Source organism: Anaerolineae bacterium (assembly GCA_016931895.1).
In the GTDB taxonomy this organism is placed as follows: domain Bacteria; phylum Chloroflexota; class Anaerolineae; order 4572-78; family J111; genus JAFGNV01.
On sequence record JAFGDY010000315.1, the window covers coordinates 92,402 to 113,418 of the forward strand.

Here is a 21,017-nt window from a genome sequence, read left to right on the forward strand (position 1 = left end):
ATTAAAAGACACTAATGACATTTATTGAGCGAATAAAAGACATCTTTTTGCTTGATTTAGAGGGACAGTCTACGCTACCAAAAGAATATTCTCACGAGCATTTTCCGGCCTTAGATGGTCTTAGAGGTATAGCGGTACTCTTGGTGCTCGCGGCTCACATCTCAGTGTACTCTCCTCTAGCGAGTCCGGGCTTTAGAGTGGTCAATAATGGCTGGGTGGGGGTTGATTTGTTTTTTGTTTTGAGTGGATTTTTAATCGGCAAACAACTCCTTGCTGAACTTGCCAGAAGTGGTGCCATCAACCTAAAAAGATTTTGGTTGAAACGTTTTTTCCGGATTGTGCCGGCATATTTTTTTACTTTAATCATAGCTGTAATTTACAGCCTGATTCTGGAACAGCAGGATTATTTTAAACAATATAGCCTTTATTATCTTCTTTACTTACAAAACTATTTAATTCCTGTTGAAGAATTTGCCAGATACCTTAAAACATTCGGTTTAACTCATACCTGGTCTTTAGTTGTTGAACAAAATTTTTATCTACTCGTTCCGATTTTTTTCTTATTTCTTTTTAGCAAAGCTAAGCATAATTGGAAATGGCTGGTTATAGCCACCTTATCGGTATTGTTACTGCCCCTTATTTACCGTATTTCATTTACGTATGCTTTTAGAGGTAAAATAGATCAGCCACTTTTCTTTAAGTTTATTTATATACCTTTTTATAGCCGGTACGATAGCTTGGCCTTTGGCGTGATTTTGGCTTACTTTTATTTATTCTATAAACCTCTTATTCCCTGGGACTGGCCGTGGGCCAAATTGGGGTTGATTTTTGTGTTCATACCGGTTCTATTTGGCGAACATGCACCCTCGAGCTTTTTTAATACCAGTCTCGTTTTTTCTATGTTAGGCTTGGGGTTCGCTTTGATTATTCTAAGGTGTTTGCAGCCCGGGTATAATAATCAAAAATTGGTGAACCTTCCAATCTTGAGATTTTATGGAAGAATCTCATACTCTTTCTATTTGCTTCATGTTTTTCCGCTTATGTTTACCATCCGATTGACTCAGTCGTTTATTGATCCAGGTCAATATGGCCTTGCTTATTTTATAGTTTGTTTTTTTATTTCATTAGCTGTTGTTTCTATAGCAGCAAATTTTATGTATTTGTTGATTGAGAGGCCCTTTTTAAAGCTAAGAGGAAAATTATTAGAGGTATGGTTTGAGAGAAAATTGGAGAAAGCCTCTCTTTTCCGCATTTAACTTTATAATTACGCAAATTTTTTAGTTTGAGAAAAATGCAGAAGATGTGAGAAAGACTTGATGAGATGATTCAAACAAAAGTAAAGAGTTTGGTGAAAAATAGTCTCGCCCAAACTCGTTGGGGACGAGATATTCTACTTAGTAGAGCGGAGTCAAATGTTCAGGTAACGATGGAAAATATACCTGAATTTCCTATATACTTGGATATTGAAACAACCAACTACTGTAACCTGAAATGCGTAATGTGTCCACGCACAGATCTTATGAGCCGGCCGTTAGCTCATCTAGAATTTGATCTTTTCAAGAAACTTATTGATGAGGCAGCAGCGTATGGACTGGCTTTTGTGGATTTGCACCTGTTTGGTGAACCTCTCCTATATCATCAAACATTTGATATGATTCGGTATGTTAAGCAGTATCCTACTATTCATAGTGTACGGATGAGTACAAATGCGACCGTGTTGGATGAAGAAAGAAGTCGGTTATTGTGTGAGTCGGGTTTGGATATGTTGTACATTTCTTTGGATGGCGCTACAAAGGCAACCTATGAAAAGTTGCGGGTGGGTGGTAAATTTGATCAGGTTTGTGATAATATTGCTACATTTCTCGAATATAAGCAGGAAAATGGTTTGTCAAAACCTGAAGTCTTGCTGCAAATTATTCTGATGCAAGAAACTGCCGATGAAGTTGACGTATTTCGTCAGCAGTGGGAAGGATTGTTGGGGCCGGAAGATAAAATATTTATCAAGAGATTTTCGACTTTTGGTAATACTGTTGAGGATCGTTCAATTTTTGATAATAGTAACCAACGGATGGGGAGACGCACCTATCCTTGTTCCAAACTTTGGCAAAGTTTAGCCGTAACTGCTAACGGCGATATAACCATCTGTTGTTATGATGTGAATGCTCGATTGAGTGTTGGCAATATTAGAACTACCTCTCTCAAGGATGCCTGGCATAGTGTGCAAATGAATCGATTCCGCGAAATTCATCGTCGTCGAGAGTTTTCGCAAATACCTCTTTGCAGCAGCTGTTCAGATTTTGATAATCAACAGGATTATTACACTATTGGCCAGAAAAGAGAGGCTCTGGTGAAGAAGGTCTCATTGTGAGTCTAGCTCAACGGACCATTAATAATTCAATATCCAATGTTATTGGCTGGGGCTGGGCGACAGTCCTTAGCCTTGTGGCTACTCGATACATTGTGCAGGGATTGGGCCGGGAAGCCTATGGTATTTTGGCATTAGCCTTAACCGTTATTGGTTATTTTGCTATCCTTGATTTGGGATTGAACACCGCCTCAGTAAAATATATTGCTGAATATTATGTAAAACAAGACCTGGTTACCTTAAACAAGATTGTCTGGACCACATTGCTGGTTTTCACCATGGTTGGTGTTATTGGGGGAATTGCCATCATTCTCTTGGCCGATAATCTGGTGGTATTATTCCAAGTAACACCTGATTTGGTATCAGAAGCAAAATTCACCTTTTATGTCACTGCCATAGGTTTTCCGCTGAGTTTGATGGTAGGAGTGGTGGCCTCAATTCCTAATGCTTTGCAGCGTTATGACCTTTCCAACAAATTGGGCATTCTCATCACTACCTTATCCACCTTGTTCATCCTTGGACTATTAGCTTTGGGTTATCGGCTAAAAGCCGTGGTCATACTCCAAGTGAGCACAACCATCATTAGTTTGATATTATATACAATTTTGTCAAAACGATTAATCCCTGAATTAAGCTGGTGGCCTTCATACGACTGGCAAATATTTAAAAAATTACTTTCCTTTGGTATATACACCTTCATTAGCCGTGTTGGCGGTTTATTTCTTTTTCAATTTGATCGCTTAATGATTGGCATTTTATTAGGTGCCAGTTTAGTGACTTATTACGTGGTGCCACTTAATTTGGCGACTCAACTTCATAAAATCGTTCTGACCATAGCTGGTGTTTTATTCCCTGTGTCAAGTGGATTGTCTAGCACAGGCCAAATAGAGACCCTAAAAGGTATATATGAAAGAGCAATTAAAGTGACTCTTTTTATCAGCACCTTCGTATGTGTCACCATTTTTAGTTTTTCCTCTCCTATTCTAAGGATATGGATTGATACAGACTTTGCCCAAACCAGTACTTGGGTTTTGAAATTATTGACTTTGGGGTGGTATTTCATCTCTTGGTCTATTATTGCCTACATTTTTTTGGATGGTTTTGGTAAGCCGCATCTAATTTCTTTTTCTAATATTCTAACGGCCATTGTTAATGTTACCGCTGTACTTGTTTTGGTCCCCCGTTATGGAATTATCGGGGCAGCTATAGCCGGATTGTTGTACTTGCACACTTTAGCCTTTATTTACTATGTTGAGAAAAATCTTCTGCATCTCAATTCGTGGCGACTTTTTCATCATGTATATTTGAAGATATGGTTTGCAGGATTGGTGATAGGCATCATTGATTATTTATTGTTGCCTTTTACTTCAAATTTTCTCAACCTAATTTGTATCGTGACTTTGGGAGGGGGTGTTTATTTGCTGGTTGTTTTAGTCCTGGGAATATTTGATGAACGGGATAAAAAGATAGCCCAGAGATATCTACATCAATTTTTTCACAAGGAACAATTGGAAGAAGTATTGTGAAGTTGATTGCACCCTGCGGCGTTATTCCTTTGTGTGAGGATAAAGTGGTGGCTATTGACCTTGATAGCCGCTATTTGGTGAAAAGTAGAGCTAAGTCATCCGATACGGTTCGTTATGTTATTGGTGACTTGAATCATTTACCCTTTCAATCTCAAAGTTTTGCTCATATAAATTGTTGGAATGTGCTTGAGCATTTAGGGACCAAAGCACAAGTGATGAGTGAAATCAGTCGAGTTTCAGAACCTGGCGCTTATTTGGATTTTAGTGCCGGTATCAGAGCCGGTGACCAATTTTTGGGCCGATTGAGCAAAAATTATAACCAGATCGTCACGCAAAATTTCCATCAGTGGACAGCGCCCAGTGCTGAATACATTAAGCTCGTCGAACAAGATTATGTCATTGAACATATTGAATATCCCTGCGCCGCTACAGTAATTATATTTGTGGCTCTGGCCGATATTTTAGATTTGACGGTAAACGATGCCGCTGAATGGCAAGGTCGGGGAAAGTCATTGGCCGTTGCCCATTTGATTGCCGGTCATCTTGGACGTTTTTTGCAGCCGTTATTTAATCTATTGAAGAGAAATGAGTATTGGCGCGAGTTGCTGTCTCAAACGGTCATTATTCAGGCGAAACGAAAGGAACAAATCATATAAAGGTAAGCTACGGATGGATATTTTGGATGAATTATTGATTGATTATTATCGTCACCCCTCTCTGGCCATCTGGCGTGCCGTTGAGATTCGCGTGCTAAGAAAATTGGATTGGCCCTCACCCATACTTGATGTTGGCTGCGGCTCGGGCCTTTTTGCTTCAAAGATAGGCCCTGATTTTAAGGCCGGTTTTGACATGTCGGGGATTATGCTGAGAGAGGCCAGACAAAGTCAAACGTATGGTTATCTTGCTCAAGCCGACGCAGTGAGTTTTCCTTATCCTGACAACAGTTTTGCATGTGTATTTAGCAACTGCGTTCTGGAACATATTCCGGCAATAGAAACGGTTTTTGCCGAAGCGGCCAGAGTTCTGGCCCCAGGAGGAAAGTTTATTTTTACCGTACCCAGCGAAAAGTTTACCGACTGGTTATTTTTTCCGTGGCTGAAGCGGAAATGGGGAAATGCCGCTGCTGCCGATGCGCATGCTCAATGGTTCAATGATTATCAAGAGCATTGTCATATTGATTCCCATCAAATTTGGGATCAACGATTGCAAAATGTGAATTTGCAATTGGAGCAATGGCAGTATTATATGCCTTTTTTTAGCACCTTAATCTTTTCTTTTCTTGATGATGTTTGGAAAGGGCCTTTGCCTCATCAACCACTTCGGAATATAGTCTCCATTGTCATTCGCAAAATTTCTCATGAGTTACCTGTGTCGTGGGTGCGGCGGTTATGGTCTATAGTATTAGGGCCATTTTATAGGCGTGATGTTTATCCCTCTAAAAAGGGAAGCGGGCTGTTAATTGTGGCTACAAAACCTGTTAGTGACCGTGACCATGCCGTTTAGAGAACAAGTTGTTGCACCTTTTTGTAAACGGCCTGAGGAAATTGAGGAGAAAATGAAGTGCCGATTATCGCTATCAATGCTTACCATCTATGGCCTGGCCAAGTCGGAGGCACTGAAACTTATGTGCGTAACCTTGTTCATTATTTGGCGAATTCCCAAAATTCAACAAAGTATATTCTAATTGCCAATCAAGAAAGTGTTGCCTCTCTACATGCGCTTTTGACACCCTCGTGGCAAACACTGCTGTTACCGCCTCTATCCAAAAACGAAACCCTGTCTTTCTCTTATCGTGTAAAAAGTAAGCTCTTTAGTTTGCTGCATTGGCCTCCTCCACCCACCACCCAGGAGATGGTTATCAACAAACTGCTTAACGCAGCCGGTATTGATCTTATTCATTTTCCCCAGACCATTATTCATCCCCTATCTCTTTCTATTCCTTGCGTATTGACCTTTTGGGATATGCAGCATGAATTCTTCCCGGAGTTTTTTTCGGAAAGCCTGCTTAAATGGCGCCGGGACACTTATCAACCCTCCGCTCAAAAAGCTAAAATAATTATTGCCCCGAGCCAATTCACTAAACAAGCTTTGATTTCAAAATATGGAATTGCTGAAGAAAAAATCAGGGTGATTTACTTTGGCGTTTCGGCTGAATTTCTACAGCCGCTGGAGCAAACCACTTTAGCCCAAATCAAAACGCGATACAACTTGCCACCGGATTATTTCTTTTATCCCGCTGCCTCTTTTCCTAACAAAAACCATTGCCGGCTGTTACAGGCATTTCATAAACTCACGCTTTCATACCCAAAACTGAAACTTGTTTTAACCGGTATGGCCAACACCGCCGAAGCGGATCTGCAAAAGATAATCTCGGATCTGGATTTGAGGGCCAAAGTATTGCAATTGGGGTATGTGCCTTACCATCATTTGCCTTATCTTTATGCCCAGGCAACAGCGTTGGTATTTCCTTCTTTATTTGAAGGGTATGGCATTCCTGTTTTGGAGGCAATGGCGATAGGGTGCCCGGTGATTTGTTCAAATACAACGTCTCTGCCGGAGTTGGTTGGCGAGGCAGCTTTAATGGTTAATCCAATGGATGTTGAGGCTTTAACAGAGGCGATGCGGCGAATTTTGCAGGATGAGATGCTGCGCCAAAGACTGGTGGAGAAAGGCAGGCAGCAAGTAGCAAAATTCTCCTGGCCGCAGGCGGTCGAGCAGACTATTGCTGTCTATCGGGATATTCTGGCGTAATCTAGTCTGAGTCCGGCCATGTGCCGGATAATCCTTGTCTAATACCAAAGAAGTATTGACCTACAGGCACTGCTTGTGCTATTCTGTCATCAACTTAAAAAATATATTATGGAGGTATACCATGAAAAAATTGTTAATTCTTTTACCGGTAGCATTACTCATTGTTCTGTTTGCCGCTACGCCGGCCTTTGCGGCAGGGCCTGAGTCCCCCTCTCTGCAAGGCGTGTTAGCGGTGAATGATTTATCCACCTTGGTTCGCGTTCAAGATTTTACTGGCGCGGGTACTACTGTACAGATTACCTATTATGATGAAACGGGAGCTTCTACTCCTGGAGGCGCTATCCCGGCCTTGGGTGCCTATTATGGCACAACCATTGACCAAAGCACAGATATTGCCGCCACCACTTTTCGAGGTTCTGCCGTTGTAGCCACTGGTGGCGACTCAGGCGCCGTGGTGTTGATGTATTCCAGTGACGGTACTGCGGCGGGATCAAACTACAAAGCTGATGTTTACCGTTCCTCGTCAAACGACCCATACGTTGGTGATCCAGTTTATTTACCCCAAGTTGTAGCAAAACTTACCGATGCCGGTACGGGTCAAACGTTCAATAACTTGATAGCTATTCAAAACACAACCGGTACAGCGGCTACTGGCACAGCAACCTTCACCAGTGTGGGTATTGGGAGCAATACTTCGGTAGCGTTAAATATTCCTGCCTATTCTACCCAATATATTGACACTGCTACCGATGCTGCTTTTGCTGCTGCATTTTCCGGTTCTGGCGTTGTTGATACTAATCAACCGGTGAGAGTGGTTGTTAATTTCAATGCCAGTGGTGGCAGTGGTCAAATCCTACAGAGCTATTCGGGGTATGCAACGGGTACAAGTGGTCAAATTTATGCTCCTCAGCTTCTGGCGAATGTTGTAGATACGGGTACCGGCTTTACTTATGGGACGGCCATTGCTTGTTTGAATTTAGGGGGTGGTTCTGGCACAATTCAAGCAACATTCACCGATCTTTTTACTAATAGAACTTCAACTATTACCAGGTCAGGTAACCCCTATGTTCAGTTCGATCAAAGATATGATATGTCAGGGTTAGGTTATAGTCGGTTTAGTGGACCTGCAACTCTACAGGTTACTGCGGGCGGGCCATTTGTCTGTAATGTCAACGCCGTCGCGACGAGTGGCACAAATTCGCGGGGGCAGGTGACTCCCGGTATTCTAAGTGGGACGGGTACGGGTGAGGTGTTCTTACCTCTCTTCTATAAGAATTCCAGTGTAGGAGGTCAAACCCTGTCTTCGGCTATTGCCATTCAAAGCATTACTGGTAATTTTGCTGTAGGCGAAACAGTGTCGGTAACCTATTATCCTGATGGTGGGGGTGCTGCGATTGCAAAAACTTACGCAGCCGCAGCGGCGGGGCCTGGTATTACGGCTGATCCACGCGCAGATGCAACTGTACCTAATGGTGCTTATGCTGTCCGAATTACTCACGCTACTAAAGGTCTGGCCGCTTCAGGAAATACAGTGGGAGCTGCAACGGCCAGTGGTGATATTCAGATGGGGTATCAAGGCATCAACCAGGGTACAGTGGTAACGGGCTTGGCAGAGCCTGTAGTGGTGCCGGAGCCGATAGTTGAACCTACGGTCGAACCGACAGTTGAACCAACAGTTGAGCCGACGCAGGAACCTGAGCCAGAACCAACGGTTGAGCCTACGGTCGAACCGACAGTTGAGCCAACAGTTGAGCCAACACAGGAACCTGAGCCAGAGCCTACGGTGGAGCCTACGGTCGAACCGACAGTTGAGCCAACAGTCGAACCAACCGATGAACCGGTAGCTGTTGAACCAACGGTTGAACCGACAGTTGAACCTACGGTTGAACCAACTGTTGAATCAGTAGTTGAAGAAGCAACCGATGAGCCAATTGTTGACTGAAGTTAATGAGATAAGTTGAACATCAAAAAAGAGCTATCCCGGTTTGGGATAGCTCTTTTTTTGAGAAAAGTGGGGTCGTTTTTGTTAGTTGGATTTTGGAAACAAGCCGATCACTGTCTCAATCTCGTCCGCCAAATTAGGCTTTTGTTCTTTCAACTCCTCTAAATCTTGAACAGAAGTGTCTGCTATCTCCTCCGCCGTCTGCGGGTCCAGGGAATCTATGAGAGATAGCCCGGTTTGATAACTGGCAGTAGCTTCAGTTAACCGACCGGCGGCCAAACGGTATAACCCGAGATTAAAGTGCAAACGGGGATCGCCGGAGTTCAGGTCAATTGCTTTTTGCGTGGCTTCAATCGCTTCCTGATAATTCCCCAGGTTATAATTGGCCCACCCAAGCCCCCAATAAGCCTCCTCATTGTCCGCAATCAGGGTAACACTCTGTTCATAATCAGCAACTGCGGCTTGATAGTTTTCCAGGGCCAGGTAAGCCAAAGCGCGGCTATTGTAGGCGCGGTGGTTGGCCGGGTTTTGCTCAATACCAACGGTACATTCTGCTATCGCCTGCTCGAAATCTCCCATTTTGTAATAAACCCCACAGCGGTTCACAATGGCGTCGTAAGCTACCAGTGGGCTGATCTCGCTGGCAGTTTGATAATGAACCAAGGCTTCTTCGTAATCGCCCAGAATTGTCTCTATCCAGCCCAGGTTATAATATGGCTCCGGTAGAGCGGGATTTAACTCAATAGCTCTATTATAATCGGCCCTGGCTTTTTCATACATCTCCAGTTGGGTATATGCGTTTCCTCTATCATTGTGAGCCGAAGCGGAGTCGGGTTTAACGGAGATAGCTTCCGAGTAACTGGCGATGGCTTTTTCATACTCGCCTGCTTCAAAAAAAATAGTGGCTTGCCGGTAAGCCTCCACATAAGGATCAGGAGGTACAGTTGGCGAGGAAATTCCAGCGGGAGGACTATTGAGGGTTAGCGGAGAGATGGGGCTGGAGCTAAAAATTGAGACATCAGGCGGTGTTTCGCTCCCGCTCAGTTGCGTTATTACCAGAACCGCAACAATTAACAACAGCACGGCAATAACCCAGGTTGGACGTTTGGAAAAGACTGAGTAATTTGATCGCTTTTTCACTATTGACCTCTTTTTATTAGACTTTCCGAGTATGTTTTGATTATACCAGGCTTTAAGGCCCTCAGCAATCCCAATTCTACCGTCGCTAACTTGAATCGTTGGAATTGACCAAGCGGCAAAGTGAAGTAGAATAAGGTTTTGTTTGCGGGCCAGGATGCCGTGTTCCGCAAAGATAATTTTTTGAATCTCTGTTCAGTAACTGGCGTTTTGGTCTGATCATTTGCGGGCACAAGTTTGGCGTTGAGGATATTCAAAAAAGTGAAGCGGGCTTTAATTACCGGAGTATCGGGCTTTGTCGGCCTACATTTGGCAATTTGCTTGAAAGAAAAGCATTATCAGGTTTGGGGTCTTGATCGAAAGCCTCCTCCTAATACCTCAAAAATAAGTTTCTATAAAGTTGACTTGAATCAAGAAAAAGAATTTACAGATTTTGTGCGGCAGGTTGAACCCACCCATATATTTCACCTGGCCGGTTTGTTGGGCAATTTTGCATATTCAGAGTTATATCAAGCCAATGTGCTGGGAACCATCCGGCTTTTTGAAACCTTGCTGGCCGTGGATTGGAGACCAATTGTAATCATTGCCGGCACCAGTGGAGTATATGGCGCTACTACTCCCGCCGAAAATCCTCTCAATGAGGCGCAGCCCCTGCGACCACTCTCGCATTATGCTACCAGTAAAGTAGCCCAGGAGATGGTGGGATTGCAATATTTTTTTGCTCACCAAATACCTGTAGTTCGTATTCGGACTTTTAATTTAGTGGGTCCCGGCATGTCTCCTTCGCTTTTTGCCTCAAATTTTGCTCGCCAGGTCGCCTTGTTGGAACATACTGGTCGAGATGGGAGTGTAACGGTGGGCAATCTTTGGCCCAAGCGAGACTATGTGGATGTGCGGGATGCGGTGCAGGCTTACATAGTTCTGGCGGAAACCGGCCAGCCAGGCGAGGCCTACCACGTGTGTTCAGGCCGTTCTTACTCGGTTCAGGAATGTGTGGATATTTTATTAAGTTTGGCCAAAGTACATGTTTGCGTTGAGCAAGATAAGCAGCGAGTACGCGCCGTAGAAATCCCCAACCAAGTTGGAGATTTCAGCCGGTTGCAGCAATTGACCGGCTGGCATCCGCAAATAACTTTAGAAACCAGCCTGGTAGATTTGTTAGACGATTGGCGAAAAGTTATAGCCCGGGAGGATAGTGTGTGATGAATTGGCAGGGAGTATCTGTTTTGGTCACCGGGGCCGGTGGTTTCATCGGCAGCCACCTGGTTGAAAGATTGGCGCGTGAAGGAGCGCGGGTGCGGGCCTTTGTGCGGTATAATTCGCGGGGGGATGTTGGTTTGTTGAATGAGTTACCGGCCGCCCTGTTACAAAAAGTAGAAGTAGTTGCCGGAGATTTGCGCGACAGCGAGGCTGTTTATGCGGTGGTTAAAGATGTAGAGGTAGTGTTTCATTTGGGCGCTTTAATAGCCATTCCCTATTCCTACCTGCATCCGCGAGAGGTGATAGAGACAAATATTATGGGCACGCTGAATGTATTAATGGCCGCGCGAGAGTTGGGTACTCCTCGCCTCATCCATACTTCCACCAGCGAAGTTTATGGCACCGCTCAATATACCCCTATTGACGAACGCCACCCGTTGCAGGGCCAGTCTCCTTATTCGGCCAGCAAAATTGGAGCCGACAAAATTGTGGAGAGTTTTTACCGTTCGTTTGGAGTGCCTGTGGCTACCCTGCGTCCCTTTAATACTTATGGTCCTCGTCAAAGCGCGCGGGCTATTATTCCTACCATTATTACTCAGGCTCTCACTCGTAACCAAATCCGCCTGGGTTCGCTTGAGCCTGTGCGCGATTTTACCTATGTCACAGACACCGTTGAGGGCTTTTTGCGTTTGGCCGGTTGTGAGGCCGCGTTTGGCCAGGAAGTGAATATTGGTTTGGGACAGGGTGTTTCAATTGGCAATTTAGCTCGCCAGGTTTTGCAAATACTTAAGCAAGACCTGCCCATTGTATGCGACAAACAACGACAACGCCCAACAGGTAGCGAAGTATGGAAATTACAGGCCAGTAATGTGAAGGCTAGTGAATTATTGAAGTGGCATCCCGCTGTCTCTCTGGATGAGGGGTTGGCGCTGACTATTGAGTGGATCCGTGACAATCTGGAACGGTATCGCCCTGATGAATATGAAATATAAGCAGATATGACCAAAGCAGTAGTTCTGGCCGGGGGACGCGGTACGCGCCTGACTCCCTATACCTTTATTTTGCCCAAACCATTATTGCCGGTTGGCGATTTGCCTATTCTAGAGATTTTGCTTCGCCGCTTAAAAATGGCCGGCATAGACAACTTTACTTTTTGTGTTGGCTATAAACATGAACTTGTTCGGGCCTTTTTTGGTGATGGTGCTAGGTGGGATGTGCAAATTGAATATTCTGTAGAGAATGAGCCTTTGGGAACGGCCGGCCCGCTTTCGCTCATTGCAGGGTTGGATGAAACCTTTTTAGTAGCTAATGGCGACTTGCTCACTGACATTTCATTTTCAGACCTGTTGGCATTTCATAAAAAACACCAGGCTGTGGCCACCGTGGGAGCCATTCGGCAAAAGGTAAAAATTGATTTAGGCGTGATAGAGCTTGATGATCAGCAGCAACTCATGAAATATGTGGAGAAACCCTCGTTGCATTATTTGGCAAGCATTGGCCTGTACGTTTTTGAGCCGGCGGTATTGTCCTACATCCCGCGCGACCAATTTCTGAATTTGCCCGATTTAATGAACAGTTTGCGACGAGATAACCAACCGGTGCGAGGTTATATTCATAAAGGCTATTGGCTGGATATTGGCCGGATGGCAGATTATCAGCAGGCGTTAAACGATTTGCCTGATATTCAGCAGAGATTGTTGCCGGAAGATTAATTCAATGCGCTTATGTTTCATCTCGCCCGCCTTCAGAAGTGTCCACGTTCAGCGTTGGCTGAATTTTTTTGTGGGGCGCGGGCATGAGGTTCATTTATTAACCCTTGATCCTCAAGAAAAGTGGCCCGGTATCATCCCCCATCTTTATCAGCCTCAAACTCATTGGCCCAAGTTAGGGTTATTTCTAAAGGTGTGGCGGGCGCGCCAAATAATTAACAAATTGCAACCGGATGTTTTACATGCCTTATATGTTGCCGGCGCGGGTTGGATAGGCGCTCTGGCAAATTATCACCCTCTGGTGCTTTCATTATTAGGGGGGGATGTGCTGCCAGAGCAAGGCGCCTACGATACGCGCTTAAAACGATTCTTGACCCCTTTTTCCCTGCGCCGGGCCGATTTTATTATTGGCCAATCTGCTCATTTGTTGGATGCAGTTAAATCCCTGGGAGTGGCTACAACTCCGCAACAAGTTTTGCCCATTGGGGTAGATTGCAATCATTTTCGGCCGGCGGGGCCAGAGCGTGCCGCTTTTCGAAAGACCCTGGCTATTCCCGAAAAAGCCTTTGTTGTGTTGAGCCCGCGCCATACCCAGCCCATTTATAATATTCACCTGATCATTCAGGCCATGCCAATAGTATTGCAGGCTTATCCAGAGACAATTTTTGTGTTTAAAGAACACTATTTGTTGGACACGTCGGAATATCAAACCTACTGTCGAACTCTTATTGCTGAAATTGGGGTAGCCGCAAACGTGCGGTGGGTTGGTTCTTTAGCCTATAACCAGATGCCGGATTTTTATGGATGTGGCGATTTGGCCATTTCAATAGCGCAATCAGATGGTTTGCCTGTGTCAGTATTGGAGGCAATGGCCTGTGGATTGCCCCTGGTTGTTTCGCCGTTACCCGGCCTTAGGGAGTGTGTCGTTGAGGGGCAAAATGGTCTCTATATTGAATTGGGCCAACCGACAGCTTTGGCCGCACAAATCAACTTTCTGATAAGCAATAAAACCTTACGCAGGCAAATGGGTAAGGTCAATCGGACGTGTGCCCTGGCTGAATTTGATTTTGCCACGATTATGGGGCAGGTGGAACAACTTTACTACCAACTTTCCGGGAAAAGTCAATGCTGAAAAAAGTCCTGATCGTCACCACCTATTTTCCCCCGGCCAAAGCAGTAGGCGCTATTCGTTTGGCCAAATTCGCCAAATATTTGCCGGAGTTTGGCTGGCAGCCTATTGTATTGACGGTGCCGTCTGAGCTACCATTAGACAATGGAGAAACCTCAAGGCCAACGCCTGTTTACACTGCCCCTGTTCCTACTCTCCGGACTTTATATAAATTGGGCAGAGGTTTACTGCCTCGATCAGCAGCTATTAAACCGCCTGTAAAAACCGACTTTATTGGCAAGGAAAAGAGCTTTTCGGGGCGCGCTGAAGTGATCAATAGTTGGGTATTTGTTCCTGACCAAATGATCACCTGGTTCCCCTTTGCTGTCTCAAAAGGGCTGCAAATAGCAAAAACACATTCTATCCAGACCATTTTAAGCACTTCACCTGATCCAACCTGTCATTTAGTGGCTAAGTACCTCTCCCGAAGGTTGAAATGTCCCTGGGGAGCTGACTTTCGGGACCCTTGGGCAAAAAATCCTTTTGTTTTTTATCCCACGTCTCTGCATTATAAGATTTCAGTCAGTCTGGAAAAAGCCGTAGTCAGAGCGGCGCGTCATATCTTTACTGTTTCTCATGCTTTAAGAGACGATTTTGTCAGTGGTTATCCTGATGAACCATCAACTAAATTTAGTGTGCTTACAAATGGTTATGATAGAGAAGATTTCCCGAATTTAACTGCCACTGCTTCTGATAATTGTGACGCTATCACCATTGTCCACAATGGCGCTTTCTTTTATGCAGGCAAAGATCCCTTCCCTTTTTTGAAGGCTGTTCAGTTGCTTGTGAGGCAGAGCAAAACAAACATAAAAGTGAAATTTGTAGGCGTCTCTCCTTTAAAATTAGCCCCAACGTTATTGGAATGGGGTCTGGCCGATACTGTTGAAACTATAGAACGTAAACCTCATTTGGAAAGTTTGCCTTATTTATTCAAGGCAGATATCCTGCTTCTTGTTTCTGGACCTGGTCGGGGAGTCTTGACCAGCAAAGTTTTTGAGTATTTATTTACTGGTAAGCCTATTTTAGCCTTGACGCCTCATGATGGCAGTTTGGCCCAACTACTTCAGCAGGCTAATGTGGGAATGGTGGTTGATTCTGAAGAACCTCAAGAAATTGCAAATGCGATACTACGTTTAGTTGGAGATTTGCAAGCTCATCGTCTGCCCCAGCCAAATTGGGATTTTATTGAGCAGTTTGATTATAGAAACTTGACCGGACAATTGGCTCGTATTTTGGATGATATATTATGAGTTCCCAAAAGGATATAAAGGATTTTTTTCAGATAGACGCCCAGGCAGATTTTGATTTTGTGCAGGCTCCTCTGCTGGTGAGGCGTAAAGAAGAAACGAAGGCCTTAAAGGGAAAAAGCCTTGAAGAGTGGGCAAAAGCTCAACGCGCCTTCCTCCGTTGGACCAAAGACAAAAAAATCTTTACAGAAGAGTATCTGCAAAACGGCAAAAAAATGTATGACCTCTTTTTCTCGGAAAAGGGGCTGTTACAGGGCAATGTCCTTGATATTGGAGGGGGATGGGGATTGTTCAGGCAATGGTGGAGTCCCAGGGAAACCGATGTTTTCATTGTGCATGACCCCGGTCTTGAAAGATTCCTGCGCGGACCACACCCCTTACACCATGTTTATTACGAGCGAGCCTTCAATTTGCCTATGACGTTTGTGGAGGGCTTTGGCGAAGACCTGCCCTATAACAATGAAACGTTTGATACCTGTCTGGTGGCGGCTGCGCTTGACCATTGTCTTGACCCCGAGCAGGTATTGGCGGAGATGTATCGCTGCTTGAAGAAGGATGGGGCTATCTTGGTAATCCAACATTGTCATTCAGCGCAGCCTGAGCGACGTTCTCCCCGCCCGCCACTGCCCAAACGTGTCCTGAAACATCTGCGCTATCCGCAGCGCCTACCACGAATGATTTATAAATTCCTGTTTTATAGAAAAGACCCTCATTTACACCATTTTCTGCTGGCGGATATAACTTCAATGTTAGAAAAAGTAGGCTACTCGGAAATTCGGGTTGATGTTGTGCCCACCACGGAGAGCGTCTATGCGTTTCAAGCAAAAAAGAAAAAGGCTTAATACTCCATATCTCATCGGAAGCAGGTTATCGGATTAATGTGTGGCATTGTCGGCGTTTGGCATCTCAATAAAGAACCGGTTCATCACCAACTATTACAACGGATGACGGATTGTATCAGGCATCGCGGCCCGGATGATGAAGGTCATTTGGTTGAAAATAATTTAGGGCTGGGCAGCCGGCGTTTGAGCATTATTGACCTTTCCCCGGCTGGCCACATGCCAATGCCCAATCAGGATGAAACGGTGTGGCTGGTCTACAATGGTGAAGTTTATAATTACCAGGAGTTGGCCGGTCCGCTCTCGGCTAGAGGCTATCAATTTCATTCCAAAACGGATACCGAGGTAGTGCTGCACGCTTACGAAGCGTATGGCCCGGATTGCCTGAACTATTTTAACGGCATGTGGGCCTTTGCCGTCTGGGATCGAAACCGCCGGCAGCTATTCTGCGCCATTGACCGCTTTGGCATTAAACCGTTTCATTACTACTTTGACGGCCAACGATTTGTTTTTGGCTCCGAGATAAAATCAATCCTGTTGCATCCCGGCGTGCCGAAGCAGGTTAGTCCCCAGGCCGTTTACGATTACCTGGCCTTGACCCATATTAATTATAACGACCAGACTTTTTTTTCCGGTATTAAACGTTTGCCGCCGGCTCACTACTTAACGCTTGATGCGGCAGGAAATTTATCCGTCAAACGTTGGTGGGATTTAAATTTTGAAAGTAAACTTGACCTGACAAATAGGATCAAAACCATTGAGCGATTTGCCGAATTATTTCGTGATTCAGTCCGCTTGCGTTTGCGCAGCGATGTGCCGGTTGGCACTTGTTTGAGTGGCGGCCTGGATTCTTCCTCAATTGTGACCATAGCCAATGAACTGATGTTTGGCGATAACGGCGGCATAGACCCAGAATTAGTTGGCCGGCAACAGAAAACGTTCAGCGCATGTTATGATGACGCTCGATTTGATGAACGTCCTTTTATTGAGACAATTTTGGCAAAAACCGGGGCCGAAGCAAATTACGTTTTCCCTAATGGGCGACAGCTTTTTGAGGTGGATATGCCTCACCTCATCTGGCATCAAGAGGAGCCTTTTGGCTCCACCAGTATTTACGCCCAATGGAACGTGATGCGCCGTACGGCTGAAAGAGGGGTCAAGGTTTTGCTCGACGGCCAGGGCGGCGATGAATTACTGGCGGGTTATACCAAATATCCTCCTTTTTTGTTGCAGGAATTGATTCGGAGAGGGCGGGCAGATTTATTTTTACGGGAATTCTATGCTTTAAGAGCTATCCAAAAAATTGGTTTTTCAAGTTTACCTGCTGTTGCCTACCTAACTTTACCTCGTTGGCTTAGATCGCTGGTTTCAGATTTTGGTTGGTGGGCCAACCATCATGCTGTGGATGTCTTGCAAGACGACTTCAAGCAAGAATTTGAGCGCCATCGTCGTGTTTTGGCCGGCGAGTCTCAAGCCAAGTTTCAACAAAGCCTGGCCGGAAAGTCATATTCCGACATCACCGCTTTTGTTTTACCGGCTTTGTTACGTTATGAAGATCGTAATTCTATGGCTTTTTCTATTGAGGCCCGGGTTCCTTTTCTTGATTATCGTTTGGTAGAATTTGTTTTTTCTTTGCCGCCGGATTATCGCCTTTATAACGGTTGGAGCAAATGGATTCTACGCCAGGCAATGATGAAAATTTTACCGGAACAAGTGCGCTGGCGGCGGGATAAAATAGGCTTTGCCACGCCCCAAAGGCTGTGGTTACAAACCGCGCAGGCCGATATTCAAGAAGTTTTTTCAGATAATCGTCTGCGCAGTAGCCGATTTATCAAATCTCGCCAGGTTTTAGCCCGGTTAGATAATTATTTAGCCGCCCCGGCTATGGACCTGAGCGAGGTATGGCGTTGGCTCAATTTAGAACTGTGGATGCGCAGGTTTGAGCTTTAACGCGGCGGAGCAGTTGATGAATATTTTGGTTTTATCCTCTATCTATCCCAGGCCACATAATCCTAGCGATGGTATTTTTGTTCACCAGCAGGTTAAACATATTCAAAAAGTTGGTTGTCGGGTAACAGTTTTATCGGCTGTGCCTTGGTCACCCAAGTTTCTCCAGTTTAGGACAAAGTGGCGTAATTACGGCCTAACTCCCAAAGAAACTCATCTGGATGGGGTCCAGGTTCATTATCCTCGTTATTTACGTTTGCCAGGGGCCTGGTTTAGATCCGGGGCTGGAATGGCTCTCTATCGTAGTGCGGTTTTGCTGGCCTTGAACCTTCACCGTCATTGCGCTTTTGATCTGATTCATAGTAATACTCTCTTGCCGGATGGTTTAGCTGGCGTCTATCTTGGTCGAAAGTTGAATTTACCTACGGTCTGTACGATCCGAGGTAGCGATGCCATCACTTATCCCCGTGAAAATTATTTGAATTTATATTACTCAAAAGTAACCATTCGTCAGACCAGTCAAATTGTTACGGTTAGTCGGGCGCTTAAACGGGTTGTTGAAGATGTATTAGAACCACCCAGAAACATTCAAGTTGTTTATAATGGTGTTGATGTTGAAAAATTTCAATTGACCGGTCAGAAGGTTATGCTGGATCGGCCTTATATTCTGTTTGTAGGTCGCGACATTCAGCGTAAGGGTTTACAAGATTTGATCAGGGCCTTTAGTCTTTTGATGGATCAGATTGAACACAATTTGGTGATAATTGGCCCCGCTTTGCCGGAAGTCCGGCAACTCAATCCTGAATTAGTGGAGCAATTGGGCGGTAGGTTAATGGTGTTGGGCCATCTTATGCCCGACGAAATCCCGGCTTACATACAAAACAGTGCATTTTTGATTTTGCCAAGTTATGCAGAGGGATTACCCAACGTTGTGCTTGAAGCTATGGCTTGCGCCAAAGCGGTTGTTGCCACTAAAATTATGGGCATCCCGGAAGCAGTGCTCAATGACGTGACCGGCTTATTGATCCATCCCGGTGATGTTACTGCCCTGGCTGAATCCATCCTGTCGTTGGCCAATAATCCCGCCCGTTGTGCGGAGATGGGAAAACTGGGTCGAGAAAAAGTGGTGAAAGAATTCTCCTGGGAATGTCACGCTACGAAAATGGTTTCTATCTATCAGGAAACAATAGCGCATGTGCGGACTGACCGGCTTTCTTGATTTATCGGGCCAAACCGGCCCAACCGAATTGCGAACAAGGGTGGCGCAAATGACCCATACGCTGCATCATCGCGGCCCTGACAATGGTGATGTGTGGGTGGATGTTGTGGCGGGCCTGGCCTTGGGCCACCGCCGGTTGGCCATTATTGACCTCTCCCCGGAAGGTCGCCAGCCGATGCATTCGGCTGATGGCCGTTATGTGATTGTTTTCAACGGTGAGATTTACAATTTTGAGTTGTTACGCCCAGAATTGGTACAGCGGGGGCACTCTTTTCGCGGACACTCAGACACGGAAGTGATGTTGGCCGCTATCAGCGAGTGGGGGTTGCCCGCAGCCGTCAAAAAGTTTATTGGCATGTTTGCCTTTGTTTTGTGGGACCGCCAGGAACGAACTTTGTCCCTGGTGCGGGACCGGCTGGGCATCAAACCACTCTACTACGGCTGGGTGGGTCAAACGTTTTTGTTTGGTTCTGAATTGAAGGCTTTATGCGCCCACCCTCATTTCACTGGCCAGGTCAACCGAGATGTGTTGGCCCTTTATTTGCGGCATGGGTATGTGCCCACACCTTATTCTATTTATCAGGGAATCGGTAAACTCCCGGCTGGCACAATCCTGACCGTGCGGGCCGCAGAGCCAACCGCCCCCCTTACCCCTGTTTCTTATTGGTCTCTTAAAGAAGTGGCGGAGCGTAGCCTTACCCGCCCTTTTGAGGGGTCTACAGATGAGGCGGCAATGCGCCTGGACACTTTATTGCGCGACGCCGTCAAACTTCGTATGGTCGCGGATGTACCGTTAGGTACGTTTTTGTCGGGTGGGCTTGATTCTTCTACAGTTGTGGCTTTGATGCAGGCCCAAAGCGAACGGCCGGTAAAAACTTTTACCATCGGTTTTTACGAGGCCGGCTACAATGAAGCCGAAAATGCTAGGGCGGTAGCCCAACATCTGGGTACTGAACATACCGAACTCTATTTAACCCCGGACCAGGCTTTAGGCGTGATCCCTCGTTTGCCCACGCTTTATGATGAACCTTTTGCTGATGCTTCCCAAATTCCCACTTTTTTGGTTTCTGAACTGACCCGGCAATATGTGACGGTCAGTTTATCCGGCGATGGCGGCGATGAACTTTTTGCCGGATATAAGTGGTATTTTCGTGGGGAGAACAACTGGCGCAGGCTTAGCCGCATCCCTTCTACCCTAAAAAGGGTAGCGGCAAAATCGCTAACCACCTTGTCTCCTGATACGTGGGAAATTTTGTTCAGGCAAATGGCGCCAGTATTGCTGCACAAGATTAAATCACGCAATCTCAATGAAGAGAAACCCTATCATTTGGCTGAAGTTCTGCAAATTGAACAACCTGAATTGTTTTATGCCTGGTTAATCTCTCATTGGAAACATCCGGCTGTCCTGCTTTCAGGAGCGCAAGAACCGCTAACTGTGCTGACTGACCGTTCTCGTTGGGCGAATTTACCCGATTTTATGCACCGGATGATGTACCTGGATACCGCGCTCAATTTACCGGACGCCATGCTGACCAAAGTTGACCGGGCCAGTATGGGGGTTAGTCTTGAAGTGCGCGTGCCGTTACTGGACCATCGGGTGGTAGAATTTGCCTGGCGGTTGCCCCTGTCTATGAAGGTAAAAAATGGTCAGAGCAAGTGGCTTTTACGCCGGATTTTAAATGATTATGTGCCGGCGGAATTGATTGAGCGCCCCAAACAAGGTTTCAGCGTGCCCATTGCGGCCTGGCTGCGCGGCCCGTTGCGAGATTGGGCCGAGGCGCTTCTGGCTGAACGGCGATTACGAGAAGAGGGATACTTTCAGCCACACTTGATCCGGCAAAAATGGTCGGAGCATCTTTCAGGCAAATATAATTGGTATTATTATCTATGGGATGTATTGATGTTCCAGGCCTGGCTGGACGAATGGGGCAGCGGCTGAAAAACCCCTCGTTATCTCAAGCCTGTCT

General features: G+C 45.6%; 17 protein-coding genes. 16 read left to right on the forward strand and 1 reads right to left on the reverse strand.

Features of this window, described 5'->3' with window-relative positions:
- Nucleotides 1-14 precede the first annotated feature (14 nt).
- From JW953_24265 to JW953_24295, 7 genes are all read left to right on the forward strand, one after another.
- Nucleotides 15-1,256 (forward strand): acyltransferase, encoded by a 1,242-nt coding sequence (locus JW953_24265; protein ID MBN1995823.1) that lies wholly within the window; start codon nucleotides 15-17, stop codon nucleotides 1,254-1,256.
- Nucleotides 1,257-1,321: 65 nt separating this feature from the next.
- Nucleotides 1,322-2,368: an SPASM domain-containing protein gene (locus JW953_24270; protein ID MBN1995824.1), complete on the forward strand. Its 1,047-nt coding sequence runs from the start codon at nucleotides 1,322-1,324 to the stop codon at nucleotides 2,366-2,368.
- Nucleotides 2,365-3,891 carry an oligosaccharide flippase family protein gene (locus JW953_24275; protein MBN1995825.1) on the forward strand — a complete coding sequence of 509 codons (1,527 nt, stop codon included), beginning with the start codon at nucleotides 2,365-2,367 and terminating at the stop codon, nucleotides 3,889-3,891. Before JW953_24270 ends, JW953_24275 begins: the two co-directional genes overlap by 4 nt.
- Nucleotides 3,888-4,547: a class I SAM-dependent methyltransferase gene (locus tag JW953_24280; protein MBN1995826.1), complete on the forward strand. Its 660-nt coding sequence runs from the start codon at nucleotides 3,888-3,890 to the stop codon at nucleotides 4,545-4,547. Before JW953_24275 ends, JW953_24280 begins: the two co-directional genes overlap by 4 nt.
- Before the next feature lie 13 nt (nucleotides 4,548-4,560).
- Nucleotides 4,561-5,394: a class I SAM-dependent methyltransferase gene (locus JW953_24285; GenBank protein MBN1995827.1), complete on the forward strand. Its 834-nt coding sequence runs from the start codon at nucleotides 4,561-4,563 to the stop codon at nucleotides 5,392-5,394.
- A 57-nt stretch (nucleotides 5,395-5,451) separates the two neighbouring features.
- Nucleotides 5,452-6,642 (forward strand): glycosyltransferase family 4 protein, encoded by a 1,191-nt coding sequence (locus tag JW953_24290; GenBank protein ID MBN1995828.1) that lies wholly within the window; start codon nucleotides 5,452-5,454, stop codon nucleotides 6,640-6,642.
- 121 nt (nucleotides 6,643-6,763) lie between these two features.
- Nucleotides 6,764-8,584: a hypothetical protein gene (locus JW953_24295; protein MBN1995829.1), complete on the forward strand. Its 1,821-nt coding sequence runs from the start codon at nucleotides 6,764-6,766 to the stop codon at nucleotides 8,582-8,584.
- Between the two features lie 84 nt (nucleotides 8,585-8,668).
- On the opposite strand, the gene JW953_24300 is transcribed toward JW953_24295, so the two are convergent.
- On the reverse strand, nucleotides 8,669-9,724 hold the full coding sequence (locus JW953_24300; GenBank protein MBN1995830.1) for a tetratricopeptide repeat protein: 1,056 nt from the start codon (nucleotides 9,722-9,724) through the stop codon (nucleotides 8,669-8,671).
- Between the two features lie 258 nt (nucleotides 9,725-9,982).
- Between JW953_24300 and JW953_24305 the strand changes: the two genes are divergently transcribed.
- Genes JW953_24305 through asnB (JW953_24345) form a run of 9 tightly spaced genes read left to right on the forward strand, consistent with a single transcriptional unit; the run spans nucleotide 9,983 to nucleotide 20,989 of the window.
- Nucleotides 9,983-10,924: a GDP-mannose 4,6-dehydratase gene (locus JW953_24305; protein ID MBN1995831.1), complete on the forward strand. Its 942-nt coding sequence runs from the start codon at nucleotides 9,983-9,985 to the stop codon at nucleotides 10,922-10,924.
- Nucleotides 10,924-11,913 (forward strand): SDR family NAD(P)-dependent oxidoreductase, encoded by a 990-nt coding sequence (locus JW953_24310; protein ID MBN1995832.1) that lies wholly within the window; start codon nucleotides 10,924-10,926, stop codon nucleotides 11,911-11,913. The genes JW953_24305 and JW953_24310 overlap by 1 nt, the downstream gene beginning before the upstream one ends.
- Before the next feature lie 6 nt (nucleotides 11,914-11,919).
- Entirely contained in the window at nucleotides 11,920-12,633 is a 714-nt protein-coding gene (locus JW953_24315; GenBank protein ID MBN1995833.1) for an NTP transferase domain-containing protein, read from the forward strand.
- A 4-nt stretch (nucleotides 12,634-12,637) separates the two neighbouring features.
- Nucleotides 12,638-13,762, forward strand: coding sequence for a glycosyltransferase family 4 protein (locus JW953_24320; GenBank protein MBN1995834.1), 1,125 nt, complete (start codon nucleotides 12,638-12,640; stop codon nucleotides 13,760-13,762).
- Entirely contained in the window at nucleotides 13,756-15,048 is a 1,293-nt protein-coding gene (locus tag JW953_24325) for a glycosyltransferase (GenBank protein MBN1995835.1), read from the forward strand. The genes JW953_24320 and JW953_24325 overlap by 7 nt, the downstream gene beginning before the upstream one ends.
- A gap of 59 nt (nucleotides 15,049-15,107) precedes the next feature.
- Nucleotides 15,108-15,887, forward strand: coding sequence for a class I SAM-dependent methyltransferase (locus JW953_24330; protein ID MBN1995836.1), 780 nt, complete (start codon nucleotides 15,108-15,110; stop codon nucleotides 15,885-15,887).
- 36 nt (nucleotides 15,888-15,923) lie between these two features.
- Nucleotides 15,924-17,834 (forward strand): asparagine synthase (glutamine-hydrolyzing), encoded by a 1,911-nt coding sequence (asnB, locus tag JW953_24335; protein MBN1995837.1) that lies wholly within the window; start codon nucleotides 15,924-15,926, stop codon nucleotides 17,832-17,834.
- 16 nt (nucleotides 17,835-17,850) lie between these two features.
- Complete coding sequence (locus JW953_24340) at nucleotides 17,851-19,050, forward strand: glycosyltransferase (protein MBN1995838.1); 1,200 nt, start codon at nucleotides 17,851-17,853, stop codon at nucleotides 19,048-19,050.
- Nucleotides 19,025-20,989, forward strand: a complete 1,965-nt coding sequence (gene asnB / locus JW953_24345) for an asparagine synthase (glutamine-hydrolyzing) (GenBank protein ID MBN1995839.1) — start codon at nucleotides 19,025-19,027, stop codon at nucleotides 20,987-20,989. The genes JW953_24340 and asnB (JW953_24345) overlap by 26 nt, the downstream gene beginning before the upstream one ends.
- Nucleotides 20,990-21,017 lie beyond the last annotated feature (28 nt).

Bases quoted from the DNA above. Each gene is read 5' to 3' on its own strand.
- JW953_24315 (MBN1995833.1), top strand. From the start codon at position 11,920: ATGACCAAAGCAGTAGTTCTGGCCGGGGGACGCGGTACGCGCCTGACT.
- JW953_24270 (MBN1995824.1), top strand. From the start codon at position 1,322: ATGATTCAAACAAAAGTAAAGAGTTTGGTGAAAAATAGTCTCGCCCAA.
- JW953_24295 (MBN1995829.1), top strand. From the start codon at position 6,764: ATGAAAAAATTGTTAATTCTTTTACCGGTAGCATTACTCATTGTTCTG.
- JW953_24320 (MBN1995834.1), top strand. From the start codon at position 12,638: ATGCGCTTATGTTTCATCTCGCCCGCCTTCAGAAGTGTCCACGTTCAG.
- JW953_24340 (MBN1995838.1), top strand. From the start codon at position 17,851: ATGAATATTTTGGTTTTATCCTCTATCTATCCCAGGCCACATAATCCT.
- asnB (MBN1995839.1), top strand. From the start codon at position 19,025: ATGTGCGGACTGACCGGCTTTCTTGATTTATCGGGCCAAACCGGCCCA.
- JW953_24265 (MBN1995823.1), top strand. From the start codon at position 15: ATGACATTTATTGAGCGAATAAAAGACATCTTTTTGCTTGATTTAGAG.
- JW953_24285 (MBN1995827.1), top strand. From the start codon at position 4,561: ATGGATATTTTGGATGAATTATTGATTGATTATTATCGTCACCCCTCT.
- asnB (MBN1995837.1), top strand. From the start codon at position 15,924: ATGTGTGGCATTGTCGGCGTTTGGCATCTCAATAAAGAACCGGTTCAT.
- JW953_24310 (MBN1995832.1), top strand. From the start codon at position 10,924: ATGAATTGGCAGGGAGTATCTGTTTTGGTCACCGGGGCCGGTGGTTTC.
- JW953_24325 (MBN1995835.1), top strand. From the start codon at position 13,756: ATGCTGAAAAAAGTCCTGATCGTCACCACCTATTTTCCCCCGGCCAAA.